A 15064-nucleotide genomic window follows, 5' to 3' on the forward strand; every position below is an offset into this window, starting at 1 on the left:
TCCTTAGCATATCTCTACTCGACAAAACTCCTATAAAAGAAGTACTTACGAAATACGATTACAAAAATGTCAAAGAACTAAAAAATAAACAATTAATAATCAGCGGGTTTTAAGTGCCCGCTTATGAAGTTAATCATCCTTAAAACAAAAATTCATGATACATTCCGGTTCTTGTTTATGCAAAAAAGTGGTTTTTGAAGTAAACGGCGATTTCGACGACTTTTTTCTTTGCCACTGCAAGTGGTGCCGAAAAGATACCGGGTCGGCACATGCCGCCAACCTGTTTTCGTCGACGGCTAAAATCAGATGGATTTCGGGCGAAGACCAGGTGCGGTCCTATCAACATAAAACTACCCAACACGTAAAAGCTTTTTGTGTGCATTGCGGATCGGCCCTGCCCAATTTACAAATGGACGGGGCTCTATTGGTTGTTCCTGCCGGAAGTCTGAATACTGATATCCCGATACAACCCAAAGGACACATTTTTCTGGACTACAAAGCGAACTGGGACAAGGATATGGAGAAAATCCCGCGCTATGAAAAGCTACCCGGATAACAAATGCCTTATTTTCTTATGGAAATAAAACAACTTTAATCTAAGAAACTTCAGCGATGCAGGAGATAATTGACAAAGTTCGGGAGCGCTTGCAGCAAAGCGCCGATGAAAATGCTAAGAAAAGCAGCGAACGTTTTTTCAAGGAAGCCATTCAGACCTATGGCGTAAAAACACCTTTGGTGCAAAGGATCGCCAAAGAATGTTTTGCGGAAGTTAAACACCTTCCGAAGGACGAAATATTTGCGATGAACGAAATGTTCTGGCAGGCGGGGATGATGGAGGAATCGTTTGTTGCATGCGAATGGACTTATGCACTCCGGAAACAATTTCACTCCGATGATTTTCAGCTTTTCAAACACTGGATTCAAGACTATATCAGCAACTGGGCTTCGTGCGATACTTTTTGCAATCATTCGCTGGCTGAGTTTGTTATGATGTACCCGGAATATGCAGAGGAATTGAAAACTTTCGCAAAATCCGAGAACCGCTGGATGCGCAGGGCTGCTGCCGTTACTTTTATTATACCTGCGCGGAAAGGGCAGTTTCACCCCATCATTTTTGAAATTGCCGATTTACTTTTACTGGATGCCGACGACCTGGTGCAGAAAGGGTATGGCTGGATGTTGAAAGCCGCCAGCCAGGCCGATCAGCAAAAGGTTTTTGACTATGTGATGCAGAAAAAAGCAGTGATGCCACGAACTGCCTTACGATATGCCATCGAAAAAATGCCGAAAGAGTTAAAGCAGGAGGCGATGAAGAAATAATAAATGCCTCAAAAATAAAACATCAATGGAGAGTTATTGGATGAAGATTGCGGAAGATTATTATGTACTAAATGTCGTTGTAAATACACGTTGTGCCCGACATCAGTTTTTTCATTTTCGACAGGGCAACGCCTCTGATTTGTCTGACTCTCTCTGCAGATGTTTGTAACATCTCAGCTATTTCACTAAGACTGTGTGATTTGTGGTTGTTTAACCCATAGTACAGAACAATAATTTTAGATTCTCTTTGGGTCAGTTTGTTTAGCGTACGAACTAAATCTATCCTGGTTGACTCGGTCAGTAGTTCCGTGTCGGGAGCAGGCGTACTATCGGTTTGTACAAGGTCGTAGAGTGTAAAGTCGCTTTCGCCATCGTGCGAGAGGGGTTTGTCAAATGAAATATGGTGAAATTTGATGGCATTGTTTTTAGCCACCAGGTCTTCCTTCACTTCCAGGTAATCCGCTAATTCACGGTTGGTGGGTTCTCGTTCAAACCGCTGTTCCAGATACGAGGTGGCTTTTTTTATTTTGGTAATCGAAGCCATTCTGTTTAGTGGTAGTCTTACCATCCGGGTTTGCTCCGATAGGGCCTGCATAATCGACTGGCGTATCCACCACACGGCATAGGAAATAAATTTAAATCCCCGGGTTGCGTCAAATTTTCCGGCAGCTCTTACCAATCCAACATTCCCCTCGTTAATAAGATCGACAAAGGACAAGCCTTGGTTTTGGTATTGTTTAGCCACCGAAATTACAAAACGGAGGTTGGCTTCCACCAGTTTTTGCATCGCTGCATCATCACCTTCCCTAATTCTTCGGGCTAGCTCAACCTCTTCTTCGGGAGAGACAAACGGATGCCTGGCCACTTCTTTAAAATAGATGTTAACAGAGTTCTCGTTTCGGTGGGTGATCTGCTGATTTATTTTTAACTGCCGCATACTTCTTCTGTTTCTTTTGTTATTGTTTTTCTGATCATTTTCAAGACAATGATTGGCTTTAATGTTTATCTGCCAAAGGTTACTGTTGATCGAAAGCAATGCCTTCCAATTGCAGCTAAATTGCGCTCATTTTCTGCACAATGCCCTTTTGGTGCTAATATTCAGATCCGGTAATTTGATTAAGAGTTCGTAAGTTACTCAAATTGTTTGGAATAAGTGCATTTCGAGAGTTTTGTGAGGTATAAAAAAACAATACCCATATCAATTCGAAAATTAATGCAGGTATTGGATTGTTTCAGGCTATTTTACGTTAATAGCCTCTATTCCTTTATTACCGGTTCTGGTTTCGAAATTTACCTGCTGACCTTCTGTAAGTCCTCGCATGGGATTAGCCAAACCAGTGCGGTGTACAAATACATCTTTTCCTTCTTCCAATTCGATAAAACCGAAGCCTTTCACTTCGTTATACCATTTTACTTTTCCTCCACTCATCTTAGAATTCTTTTCTTGGACGTGCTTCGTTAACAACAAGCTCCCTGTTATCGAGAGTGGCACCATTTAATTCGTCGATTGCCTTATTGGCATCCGAAGCATTTTCGATGGTAACAAATCCAAAACCTTTACTCTGTCCGGTGTATCTGTCTGTTATAATTTTTGAATCGTTAACAGTGCCGTACTCCTCAAAAATTACTTTGAGGTCATTTTCGTTTACCTTGAAATCAAGGTTTCCAACATAAATATTCATATAAAAAACTATTACTGGCATCCATCAGATTGTTTGATACTGATTTTGCCTGATTATTACTTTGTAGCAGGTAGAAATAAGAAATAGAATAGCAGAACTATGTTTTTTTCGTTATAGCCTATGAGCTACTGATCATTTTAATCAATTAGAAAAAAACACATTTATTATTGGGAATAATAATTCTATTACGATTCTAATCAAGAAGCATCAAAAGTACGTCTTTTTATTGTGAGTACAAAACAAAACAGAGAATGCGACGAAGAGTTGCCGGGAATGACTGCTATTCGCAACATAATTCACCTTAAGGGTTTTCGTTCATATAAAGGAATGCACACGATGAAATGCTTGTGCATCATTCTAAAAACAGCCAAAATTGAGTCCTTCATAAAAAAAACGTTACCCCTTTGTTGTCATATAAAATACGACGACCTAGCTATTGGATTCGGCCGAAACACGTTTAACTTTGAGCTATGCAAAATCAGGTTTCATTCAAACAACGCTATAACAATCTTTTGTTAAAACCCGGAAAAGTACCTTTTTTCTATGGATGGGTGATCCTTGCAGTGGCAACAGTTGGTATTTTGGTGAGTGCTCCGGGACAAACCACGGGTGTTTCCACGTTTACCGATTATCTGCTGGAAAATATCAGGATCAGCCGCGACCAGATCAGTATGGCCTATATGTTTGGAACCATTGCCAGCTCGTTTATTCTGACCTATGCCGGAAAACTTTACGACCGCTATGGCGCCCGTTGGGTGGGGATGGGAACATCGTTGTTGCTGGCAACCGTACTGGTGCTGCTGAGCCAGTCTGATCGCATTATTCACTTGTTGGCGCCTGCTACGTCTTCATCCTATGTGGGAGTGGCTGTGGCTGTGCTTATCCTGTTCTTTTTTATGCTGCGTTTTTCGGGGCAGGGCGTGTTAACCATGGTGTCGCGCAATATGCTCATGAAATGGTTTATCGCCCGAAGAGGATTGGTAAACGGCATTTCTTCGCTATTTGTGTCGCTGGGATTTTCGGTGGCGCCGCTTACCTTCTATATGCTTATTCAGGAAACGTCGTGGCGGATGGCCTGGCTGTGGATGGCGCTGGCCATTGGAGTATTTTTCACCGCTTTTGTTTTTGTTTTTTACCGCGATAATCCCGAAGACCTGAACATGATTCCCGATGGAGAGAAACACGGTAACCGGGAACATAATGTGACGATCAGGCCATTTAAACAATTTACACTCAAAGAAGCCCGCAAAAGTGCAACGTTGTGGTTATTTGCCCTGCCGCTGGCCATTTACGCACTTTACATCACCGGATTTACCTTTCACCTGGTGTCGCTGTTCGAAGCTGCCGGTATCGGGCGCGACGAAGCGTTGGCGATTTTTATACCATCGTCGTTTATTGCGGTAACCATCTCGTTGCTGGGAGGCTGGATAAGTGACCGGATTAAACTGGTTTACCTGCTTTACCTGATGTTGTTTGCCGAACTGCTGGCCCTGTTTTGTATGGCACACATGGCGCATGGTATTTACTACCTCGGTTTTATTGTCGGACACGGCATAACCAGCGGCGTGTACAACGTACTGATGGCGGTAACCTGGCCGCGTTATTACGGTCGCGAACACCTCGGGAAGATCACCGGATTTGTAATGTCGTTAATTGTTTTTGGAAGCGCGCTCGGCCCGATTTTATTTAGCCTGTCTTACACCCGTTTGGGAAGTTACAGTTACGGAATTTACGTGATGATTGTGGTGGTGGCAGTATTAGGTGCATTGAGTTACAAAGCCCGGAACCCCCAGGATAAATTTGTACAATAGCAGGGCTTTTCCCTCGTCAGAATCGCTTTTATTTTGCGCTTTGCTGAGCACAATTTTAAGCTCGTCTGCCCGGCCGGCGATAGAGATAATGGGTCATTACCAGCTCCAGTGCCCGTTTTATAGCCTGATTAATTTGCAATGATTCGTTGGCCAGCATAAAATCGATGGCCGCCAGCTGCATATAATAGGCCGAAAACACCGGCGCCCGTCCTATTATTTGCGGTGTTAAGTTATTGTAAGCGGGTGTTTCTTTCAGGGTTTTGCAGCTTACCAGGCGGTATTGTCCCTGTTTGTCGGGGCCCGACGAATAACCAAACAAACGGCAAATTAGTCCGCGATAGGGGTAGTTGCTACACGAACCGGGAGTATCGCCCAGTGCCGAAAACAAAGCACACATATCGTTGTCGGGAATCTGCTCCAGCTTTTGGTAAAAACCTTCGGCTAAACCGTTTTTGACCAGGTGGTAAGCCAAAGGGAAAAACTCGAGTGTGCTGGCATGTATGTCTTTTTTTACACAACACCGGTTACATCCGGCAGCGCAGGTTAGTCCGCTTGTTTTTCCAAATCTTTCGGCGTGCGTTGCAGCATCGTTCAAAACTTTTCGGACACGTTGAATTTTATGGTACATCGTATTCAATGCACAAGTAAGTTGGTTCGAACTAAATTATTGGAATGGCCTTCAGATGCGATACATCGTGAAAGGTAGCAAATCTAGAAAATTCCGGCATCCGTTATTCTTCTATGCGCTGAATTATTTTTCATCCGAAATAAACGGAACTCTTGTTTTAAATCTGAGTGATTTTTGAACGTTTATTTTTGACTTTTGGAATAAAAAGTTCATTTTTGTCATCCGGAATTTGGGGAGCATTCCCGAATTTCTGGGACACGTCCGGAGACCATCCCGGTCTCTTGTTTTCCCATTTATTTTTTAAAATTTACGATAGAAATGCTGAATAGAATTTCAAAGAGAAACGACTGTTCAATCTACAAAATTGAAGAGGAGGGGAAAACGAGTGTTAACCGCCTGGTGATTTCCAGCGCTGAAACGCGTGCCATTTGCAACGATACCACGGTAATGGGGGTAAATTATACCCGCAAGCTGCGTAAGGCGTGTTCGATGGCGATGAAGAGTTTGCAGGAAGAACAGGTAATTTGCCTGGAAGAAAGAAAAACCATAGTTTTTAATATTTTGCGGGGCGGACTGAATTTTGGTTTGCGCGAAGCCATCGCCGATGCGTTCGACTGGAATTTACACGGTTCGTCGTTTATCAGCGCCCAAAGGGCCCGTATTAATCCCGATTCTGAAGAGTGGCACATTATCGAAAGCGACTACCAAAAGGTATATATGCCGCAATCGGCGCAAATCGTGATCGGCGATGTGGTCGCAACCGGCACCAGTCTCGAGTTTGGGTTGGAAGCCCTGGTAAAACAAGCCGAAATCAATAACACCAACATCGAATCGATTCTGTTTTTTACCTATGGAGGAAAACGGACAGAAGAGATATTGGAGAACGTGGATGCACTTTGTCGTGCGAAGTTTAAAGGATATCAATCCACCACCTTGTGCTATATCGAAGGACGTTTTACTGTGCCTACCGTTTCAACGCCATTAACCATTAAGCTTACCGGAACCGATTTGGTAAAGCGCGAAGCCCTTATGGCCCCCGAGTTTGTTGAAAGCCAGTATGAAAATCCGGCCTTCCCGATGGAACGCTGTGTGATTTACGATGCCGGTTCACGTGCGTTTTGGTTACCCGAATACCTCGAAGACGTGATCGAATACTGGGAGCAGGTGCACACCATGGCTCGTCGCGGCAGAACCTTCGATCAGCAGGTGGGAGAACGTGTACCGCTTCTCGACCGAAGCCGTTTTGGAAAGGTAGACCTCGAGGAACTAGCCTCTGCTCAGCTGGCAAAAATAAAAAGCATTGCAAATTCTTAAAAATCAACTTATAAAAAACTAACAATGGAAAAACCATCGCATCACGATCACGATTTTTCGTTATCGGCAGTTGACACCAACAGTAAAAAAGGATTTTGGGTAATGCTGGTAGTAATGCTGGGCTTCACCTTTTTCTCGGCCAGTATGTGGGCCGGAGGAAAACTGGGAGCAGGCTTGACCGCCTCTAAGTTTATAACCGCCATATTGGTCGGAAACCTGGTGCTGGGTATCTACACCGGTTTGCTGGCTTTTATTGCGTCGAGAACGGGCTTATCAACACATTTACTGGCGCGGTACTCGTTTGGAGAAAGAGGATCGATTCTTCCTTCATTCTTACTGGGAATCACCCAGGTGGGATGGTTTGGTGTTGGTGTGGCGATGTTTGCCATTCCGGTACAAAAAGTTACCGGTTTAAACATTTATATGATCGTTGCAGTTGCCGGGCTCATAATGACTGCTACGGCCTGGTTTGGAATTAAAGCGCTTACCGCACTTAGTTTTGTGGCGGTGCCTGCTATTACCGTGTTAGGCTTGATGTCGGTGGGAAAAGCCTTTGGCGATTTTGGAGGAACAGCTGCCTGGTTCGATATCGTTCCTGAGAATCCGATGACACTTTATGCTGCAATCGGGATCTGCGTGGCTTCTTTTATCAGCGGAGGAACCTTAACACCCGATTTTACCCGTTTCTCCAGAAACAGCAAAATTGCGGTATCCACTACGTTGATTGCGTTTTTCCTGGGAAACTCGCTGATGTTTTTCTTTGGCGCCGTTGGATCTGCCTTTTATCAGCAATCAGATATCAGTGATGTTCTGGTGAACCAGGGGATGATCGTTTGGGCGATGATTATTCTGGGATTAAACATCTGGACCACTAATGATAATGCACTTTATGCATCGGGACTTGGATTTTCGAACATTACCCGTTTGCCCAAAAAAATAATGGTGATCGTGAACGGGATCATCGGAACCTTACTGGCGCTTTATCTGTACAATAATTTCGTAGGATTTCTGAATGTACTGAACTCAATGTTACCCTCGATTGGGGGCGTTCTGATTGCAGATTACTTTTTGGTTCATAAAGCCAAATACATTGATTTTGCAGAAAAGAAAATCAGTAAATTTCGCTGGTCGGCAGTGGTTGCCTGGGGAATTGGGGTATTGGCCGCAACCTATTTGCCCGGAGTTGCGCCGGTAAACAGTGTGGTGAGTTCGATCGTGGCTTATGTCATTATCGAAAAAGCCATTTTAAAAACACAAACGCTTTAGTCCCGGATCAACAGTATTCGTGTTTTTGGACAAAACATTTCAACTGGTTTAGATTGATAAGATTGAACTGGGTTACCTCAATCTTAGTTCCAATCTAATATCAAGTATCGCGAATCAAACAAAAGTCCATCTCAAGATTTTAAATTGAGATGGACTTTTTGTTTGTTGTCGGCAGCATACAACGGAAAACGCAGAGACGTCTAAAAACAAATTGTTTTTTAGCTTGATTGAGAAAAACGAAACAGCTAATTTTGGCGCGATATTCTTCGGGGCAGGGTGCAAGTCCCTACCGGCGGTGATAGTCCGCGACTCCTTGCAAAAGGACTGATTTGGTGAAATTCCAAAACCGACAGTTACAGTCTGGATGAGAGAAGAATCCATAAGCAATCGGCAGCCTGTGCAATTCGCGTTGCACAAGGGGCTGTGGAATTGCCTTTGCTCCGGGGATTTTGATGATTACAACATAAAAGAGGAGTAAAGATGATCACACTGGAAACATTTGGAGCAAGCAGCCGGGAGCGGGTGGAACGGGCCATTCAAAAACTGCAGGAAGGAAAAGGTATTTTATTGGTCGATGATGAGAATCGTGAAAATGAAGGCGATCTGATCTTTCCGGCCAAAACAATGACAGCGAAAGATATGGCATTGATGATTCGCGAATGCAGCGGAATTGTTTGCTTATGCCTGACCGATGAAAAATGTCAAACGCTGGGTCTGAGGCCAATGGTTGAAAATAATACGAGTGCCAATCAAACGGCTTTTACCATTTCCATCGAGGCCAAAAGAGGTGTTTCCACGGGCGTTTCAGCGCAAGACCGGGTAACTACCATTCAAACAGCGATTGCGGATAGTGCCAGGGCCGAAGATTTGTCACATCCGGGGCATGTATTTCCGTTGAGAGCCCAGATTAACGGTGTCTTTGACCGTAGGGGGCATACCGAAGGCAGTGTGGATTTAGTACGCTTGGCTGGCTTGGGAGATGCCGCCATTTTGTGCGAACTTACCAATGTAGATGGCACCATGGCACGTTTGCCCGAAGTAATGGACTTTGCGCAAAAGCATGATACAACCGTTGCCACGATTGAGGACATTTACCAGTATCGCAAACAGCTTATTACTGCCAGAATGAAGGAAGAACCTGCTTTCTCTTAATTGCCGGGCAGGAAAGGAATCTGATATGGTCTAATCAATCTATTACTCAATGGAAATAGCTACTCTATATTCACAAATATGTCTTTCAAAAAACAGGACAAATAAAAAAGAAATATTAAGGAATAACGAATAAAAAAGTGTCGAAACCGGAATAAATTGAGCTAACTTTTCCTGATTTCTTATTCCTTATTAAACTCGTTCATATTTTCTTCAAATTTCAATATAAAGAAGGTATGTATAAAGGTTAGATTGAAATAGAAAATAATTCTGTCGAGGCGAATCCGATATTGTTTCAGTAAACTTAGGAAGGCTTTGTCCCGCCGTAGATTTCTATATTCATCCCGGTTTTATCTGTAATGCTTGACTCTTTTCATTAAATTTGCCTTACTTGCTAAAAGAACAAAACTTACGAAAAGAAATGAGACGAATAATCTATCCGTTGATGATTGCCGGCCTGGTATTTTTAGGGGCGTGCAACAATAAAAAAAGTAAAGAATTGCCAAGAGTAGCCATCGCAGGATTGGCTATCGAATCGAGCACTTTTTCACCTGCGCAATCCGATATCAGTGCATTTAAAGCCAGAAGAGGAGAGGAGATCTTTTCGTATTACCCTTTTATGGCCGATAGTGCTCCGGATCGTCAGCGTGCGCAATGGTTCCCAACATTACGTGGGCATGCGCTGCCCGGCGGTATTGTTACGCGCGAAGCCTACGAAACGCTTATGGGAGAAACACTCGATCGCCTGCGCGAAAATCTTCCTTACGACGGGCTTTTCTTTGACATTCACGGCGCCATGAGCGTTGTGGGTTTGGATGATCCGGAAGGGGATATGATTAAGCGGATTCGCGGAGTAGTCGGACCGGAAACGATCATTTCCACATCTATGGATTTGCATGGAAACGTTACCGAACGACTGGCACGCGAAAGCGACCTGATTACCTGTTACCGGATGGCGCCCCATGAAGATGCGCTGGAATCAAAACAACGCGCCCTGGAAAACCTGCTCGATCGTTTGGAGAGCGGTAAAGGCAAACCCAAATACAAAGCCTGGATTCCGGTTCCGATTTTGCTTCCCGGAGAAAAAACAAGCACGCGGATTGAGCCGGGTAAAAGTTTGTATGCCAAAGTTGAGCCGCTTACCAAGCAGGAGGGTGTCATTGACGCAGCCATCTGGATTGGTTATGCCTGGGCCGACGAGCCCCGCAACCGTGGCGTGGTAATGGCTTATGGCGACGATAAAGAGGCAGTGGGTAAAGCTGCCGAAGAACTGGCCAGGAGTTTCTGGGACGTGCGCGAGCAATTTGAATTTGTTGCTCCGGTAGCCGATCTGAAAGATTGTATGGATAAAGCGATTGCATTCGATGGACAACCCTTTATGATCAGCGACATGGGTGATAACCCTACAGCAGGAGGAGCCGGCGATGTAACCTGGACGCTGACAGAAATATTAAAGCGAAAAGAATTTCAGAAAGCCGATGGTCCGTCTTTGATCTATGCATCCATTCCCGGACCTGCTATGATCGAAAAAGCACTCGAAGTGGGAGTAGGAGGAAAAGTTAGCGAGCTGGTGGGAGCACAGGTGGACGACCGTTATGCACCGCCATTGCAACTTACCGGTACCGTAACGGCAATAAAACAAGGCGATCAGAATGCCGGAACCGAAGTGGTGGTTCAAACCGGTAGCGTTAAGGTGATTGTCACAAAAAAACGCAAGCCCTACCATTACGAAAAAGACTTCACTGATCTTGATCTCAATCCAAGAGAAACTGATATTGTGGTGGTAAAAATCGGCTACCTGGTTCCCGAATTATATGATATGAGGGCGGACTGGCTGATGGCTCTGACTCCCGGAGGCGTAGATCAGGATCTTGAACGTCTGGGCTACAAAAGGATCATTCGGCCGATGTTTCCACTCGATAAAGATATGGCTACACCCGATTTGAGTGCACGATTTATTCCGCAATCGGGAAGCCTCGACTAAAAATATTAATTCAAAAAATATAATCTAAACCAACAACAATGAAATCTACCAGATTCTATTTACTAATATTAGTAGTGTTGATCGCCGCGGCATGCAAGCCTTCTGTCCCGACAGGAGAGTGGCAAACTATGTTTGACGGAAAAACACTCGATGGCTGGAAGAAAGCTTCCGAACATCCCGAAAGCCTGTCGGTGGAGGACGGAGCCATTAAGTGTTCCGGAGAAAGAAGCCATCTTTTTTATAAGGGAAATTTCAAAAATTTTGAGTTTGAAGCCGAGGTAAAAACAATGGAACATTCCAATTCCGGAATTTTTATCAGTACCCAATACCAGGCTGAAGGATGGCCTGAAACAGGCTACGAAATTCAGGTCAATAATTCTTTTGTAGGATCGCCCGATTCAAAAGAGCGCAGAAAAACCGGGAGTGTTTATAACATTCGGAATGTATACTATCCGGTGGCAAACGATAACGAGTGGTTTAAAATGCGGATTAAAGTAGTGGAGAACTTTATTGAAGTGTTTGTGAACGATGTAAAAGTGAACGAATACACCGAACCCGCAGACCCATGGAGATGGCAGGGCGGCGAAAAAGTGAAGCTGGGGGAAGGAACCATTGCTTTACAGGCACACGATGCAAACAGCACTACTTTTTATAAAAACCTGCGCATAAAAGCGTTGCCCGATGGTGAAGTAAAAACGGTGGATGACAAAAACTGGGATACAACGGTGACCCAATTAATGAAACAGGGTTTTCCACTGATTGATTTTCATGTTCACCTGAAAGGCGGCCTGACCATTGACGATGTAGTGGCTAGTTCTCAGCGCCTGGGAATTAATTACGGAGTGGCTCCCAATTGTGGTTTGCATTTCCCGGTTACCGACGATTCTTCTTTGTATCAATACATTGAAGAAGTAAAAGGCAGTCCGACATTCAAAGGAATGCAGGCGGAAGGAAGGGAATGGGTGACTTTGTTTTCGCCCGAAGCCATTTCAAAATTCGATTATGTATTTACCGATGCCATGACGTTTACCGACAGAAAAGGGCGCCGAAACCGGATCTGGATCCCCGAAGAAGTTTGGGTGGATAACAAACAACAGTTCATGGATGACTTAGTGGCTAAAATTGAGGCGATTTTCTCGCAGGAACCCGTCGATATTTATGTGAACCCAACGGTTTTGCCGGCCCAGTTAATGTCTGAATACGATGAATTGTGGACAACGGAAAGGATGGAAAAAGTAGTCAAGGTTTTGGCCGACAATGGCGTTGCATTGGAAATTAATGCCCGGTATAAAACACCCAAAGCAGAAATGATTAAAATGGCGAAAGAGGCAGGCGTAAAGTTCTCATTCGGAACCAATAACGTGACCAACGAATTAGGACACCTGGAATATTGTCTGGAAATGATTAAAGAATGTGGTCTTACACCTAACGATATGTTCGAAATTAAACCGGATGCGGAAAAGCCAATCAATGTAAAAGGTTTGCCTGACCACATAACGGGCTAAACATCGATTAAAAGATTCATCAGTACTGGTCGGTTAGAAGAAATCAATTTTTTGCTTGTAATCGGCCAGTATTCGTTTTTTCTCGATGGCAAACATAATCAATTCCACGGCTTCCCGGTCGGTAAAAGAAGCCCGGTTAATCATCATATCAAAGTGTACGTCGAGAGATTGCTCCAACCGAATGGCCTTTCGGAATGCAATTCGTTCTTTTTCCACTCTTTCGATAAAAGCTTTGGCCTCGTCGCGCGACAGATTGTTATTGCACATGATGTTTCTGATACGGTATTCCAATGGCGCTTCAAGTCTGATGTGAAGCGCATTTTTAATATCCGCTGCAATAATATGGCTGGCTCTACCCACAATAATATTAAATCCGTTTATCGCCAGCGATCGAACCACTTCCTTGACAGTATTTACAATCTTCGCTTCGCTTTTATAACGCTTTTCGCCAAAAGCAGTCAGAATCTGTTCAAAGGTGTAGCTGTCTTCCTTTTTGAGTGCTTTTAGTATCTTTTCAGGCGCCAGATTTAGTTCGCGGGCACTTTCATAAAAGATCTCTTTGCTAAGTACTTTCCAGTCGGCAAGCATCCGCTGTTTGTTCAATTCAATAGCCAGCAGATTGGCCAGTTTTAATCCGTTACAGCCCACTTCCCGCGAGATGGTTATAACAGGCCCGGCATCTCCGACATGCCCTTTCTGAAAGGATTTTTCTTCTTTCAGACGGCTGTTTAAATAATTCATTAACGAGTTGCCCATGACGATTGAAATTTTAGTTGATTACTTCAATTTACGACGATTCAATTAAATATGTTATGTTTTTAACCCCTGTATTTAACAAAAAAGGATTGCGATGAACTTGGCTTGAACCTGACAGGAATCAGGATAAATTCGGAGATTTAAGTCTATTTTTAAGACTTATTAAAAGTAGCCTTTATGCTTTTGGTAAGATTAATTGTATTTTCGGATTTTTATAAAATATACAAATACTATGTTTGACAGAAGTACATACATTAACAGGAGAAGCGCCCTGAAAACAAAAGGATTGACCGGCATTGCACTGATCTTAGGCAATGTGGAGGCTCCGATGAATTACCGGGATAATACCTATCATTTCAGACAAGACAGTAACTTTTTATATTTCTTTGGTCTTGACTTTCCCGGTTTGGTGGGTGTTGTGGATTTTGACAGTGGCGAGGATTTTATTTTTGGAAATGATGTGGATATTGAGGACATCATCTGGATGGGGCCACAGGTGACTTTACAGGAAAATGCTGCAAAAGCAGGAATAACAAATACAGCGCCGTTTGCCAAGGTTTTCGATGTAGTGAAGGCGGCCAAAGAGACAGGCCGGAAAATTCATTTTCTTCCACCATATCGCGCCGAAAACAAACTTTTACTCGAGAACTTAACCGGAAGCTCTGCACAAACAATCAATGGTTTCGCATCGCTTGAATTGATTAAAGCGGTGATCTCACTTCGCGAAGTAAAGGAAGCACAGGAAGTTGAGGAGATCAGGAAAGCGTGTGCAACCGGCTACCAAATGCATGTTACCGCCATGAAAATGGCACAACCCGGAACCTGGGAACAGAAAATTGCAGGTACCATCGAAGGGATTGCCCTGGCAGGTGGAGGAATGACCTCGTTCCCGATTATTCTTTCCATGAACGGCGAAACCTTGCACAATCACGATCATTCGCAGATTTTAAAGGAAGGACGTTTAATGGTTTGCGATGCCGGCGCCGAATCTCTTCTGCATTATGCATCTGACTTTACCCGTACAACACCGGTAGGAGGTAAGTTCACCCAAAAACAGCGCGAAATATACGAGATTGTTCTGGCGGCCAATAACAAAGCCACCGAATTGTCGAAACCGGGCCTTACTTATTTGTCGGTTCACCTGGCCGCGTGCGAGGTTTTGGCTGCAGGTTTGAAAGAACTGGGACTGATGAAAGGAGATGTGAAAGAAGCTGTAAAAAGTGGAGCTCATGCACTGTTTTTGCCTCACGGATTGGGACATATGATGGGACTGGATGTACACGACATGGAAGATTTGGGCCAGATTTATGTGGGCTACGACGATGAAGTTCGTCCGGTAGATCAGTTCGGAACTGCGTATTTGCGTCTGGGAAAACGGCTGAAACCGGGTTTTGTAGTCACCAACGAACCGGGATGTTATTTTATTCCCGCACTAATTGATAAATGGCAGGCTGAAGGCATAAACAAGGATTTCATCAATTTCGATAAGGTGAATGAATACCGCGACTTTGGGGGCATTCGTCTCGAAGATGACATTCTGATCACCGAAACAGGAGCTGAAATAATTGGTGAAAGAGTGCCCATTACACCCGATGAAGTGGAGGCAACTGTAGCCAAAGGATAGCAAGAAACACTGAATAAGCTATAGA

At 44.0% G+C, this 15064-nt stretch carries 14 protein-coding genes and 1 riboswitch; of the genes, 9 read left to right on the plus strand and 5 right to left on the minus strand.

Annotated features, from left to right (window positions below; all coding sequences use genetic code 11):
* Positions 1-154: 154 nt before the first annotated feature.
* The gene (locus MR764_RS11815; protein ID WP_247979627.1) at positions 155-556 is read left to right on the plus strand and encodes a GFA family protein; all 402 of its coding nucleotides are present in this window, start codon (positions 155-157) and stop codon (positions 554-556) included.
* A gap of 56 nt (positions 557-612) precedes the next feature.
* A complete protein-coding gene (locus tag MR764_RS11820) occupies positions 613-1320 on the plus strand; it encodes a DNA alkylation repair protein (protein WP_247979628.1) in 708 nt (235 codons plus the stop codon).
* 67 nt (positions 1321-1387) lie between these two features.
* On the opposite strand, the gene MR764_RS11825 is transcribed toward MR764_RS11820, so the two are convergent.
* The 3 genes from MR764_RS11825 to MR764_RS11835 form a co-directional block, all read right to left on the minus strand.
* Entirely contained in the window at positions 1388-2257 is an 870-nt protein-coding gene (locus MR764_RS11825) for an RNA polymerase sigma factor RpoD/SigA (RefSeq protein WP_247979629.1), read from the minus strand.
* 300 nt (positions 2258-2557) lie between these two features.
* Positions 2558-2749 carry a cold shock domain-containing protein gene (locus tag MR764_RS11830; protein WP_247979630.1) on the minus strand — a complete coding sequence of 64 codons (192 nt, stop codon included), beginning with the start codon at positions 2747-2749 and terminating at the stop codon, positions 2558-2560.
* A gap of 1 nt (position 2750) precedes the next feature.
* Complete coding sequence (locus tag MR764_RS11835; protein WP_247979631.1) at positions 2751-3023, minus strand: RNA-binding protein; 273 nt, start codon at positions 3021-3023, stop codon at positions 2751-2753.
* Between the two features lie 449 nt (positions 3024-3472).
* On the opposite strand from MR764_RS11835, the gene MR764_RS11840 reads away from it, so the two are divergent.
* A complete protein-coding gene (locus MR764_RS11840) occupies positions 3473-4813 on the plus strand; it encodes an MFS transporter (protein WP_247979632.1) in 1341 nt (446 codons plus the stop codon).
* A gap of 55 nt (positions 4814-4868) precedes the next feature.
* Here the strand turns inward: MR764_RS11840 and MR764_RS11845 are convergent, their stop codons facing one another.
* On the minus strand, positions 4869-5441 hold the full coding sequence (locus tag MR764_RS11845) for a YkgJ family cysteine cluster protein (RefSeq protein WP_247979633.1): 573 nt from the start codon (positions 5439-5441) through the stop codon (positions 4869-4871).
* 318 nt (positions 5442-5759) lie between these two features.
* Here MR764_RS11845 and MR764_RS11850 point away from each other — a divergent pair, with 318 nt between their 5' ends.
* The 5 genes from MR764_RS11850 to MR764_RS11870 all read left to right on the plus strand — a co-directional run bounded on the left by MR764_RS11850 (position 5760) and on the right by MR764_RS11870 (position 12659).
* Positions 5760-6755 (plus strand): hypothetical protein, encoded by a 996-nt coding sequence (locus tag MR764_RS11850; RefSeq protein ID WP_247979634.1) that lies wholly within the window; start codon positions 5760-5762, stop codon positions 6753-6755.
* 24 nt (positions 6756-6779) lie between these two features.
* Positions 6780-8021, plus strand: coding sequence for a cytosine permease (codB, locus tag MR764_RS11855; protein WP_247979635.1), 1242 nt, complete (start codon positions 6780-6782; stop codon positions 8019-8021).
* Positions 8022-8279: 258 nt separating this feature from the next.
* Positions 8280-8401: riboswitch (FMN riboswitch) on the plus strand.
* Between the two features lie 100 nt (positions 8402-8501).
* A complete protein-coding gene (ribB, locus tag MR764_RS11860; protein WP_247979636.1) occupies positions 8502-9173 on the plus strand; it encodes a 3,4-dihydroxy-2-butanone-4-phosphate synthase in 672 nt (223 codons plus the stop codon).
* Positions 9174-9591: 418 nt separating this feature from the next.
* Entirely contained in the window at positions 9592-11154 is a 1563-nt protein-coding gene (locus tag MR764_RS11865) for a M81 family metallopeptidase (protein WP_247979637.1), read from the plus strand.
* A gap of 38 nt (positions 11155-11192) precedes the next feature.
* The gene (locus MR764_RS11870; protein WP_247979638.1) at positions 11193-12659 is read left to right on the plus strand and encodes a DUF1080 domain-containing protein; all 1467 of its coding nucleotides are present in this window, start codon (positions 11193-11195) and stop codon (positions 12657-12659) included.
* 33 nt (positions 12660-12692) lie between these two features.
* Here the strand turns inward: MR764_RS11870 and MR764_RS11875 are convergent, their stop codons facing one another.
* On the minus strand, positions 12693-13415 hold the full coding sequence (locus MR764_RS11875; RefSeq protein WP_247979639.1) for a cytidylate kinase-like family protein: 723 nt from the start codon (positions 13413-13415) through the stop codon (positions 12693-12695).
* A 232-nt stretch (positions 13416-13647) separates the two neighbouring features.
* Here MR764_RS11875 and MR764_RS11880 point away from each other — a divergent pair, with 232 nt between their 5' ends.
* Complete coding sequence (locus MR764_RS11880) at positions 13648-15039, plus strand: aminopeptidase P family protein (RefSeq protein ID WP_247979640.1); 1392 nt, start codon at positions 13648-13650, stop codon at positions 15037-15039.
* Positions 15040-15064 lie beyond the last annotated feature (25 nt).

The sequence above is a fragment of the Maribellus sp. YY47 genome, from assembly GCF_023111095.1.
Lineage (GTDB): Bacteria > Bacteroidota > Bacteroidia > Bacteroidales > Prolixibacteraceae > Draconibacterium.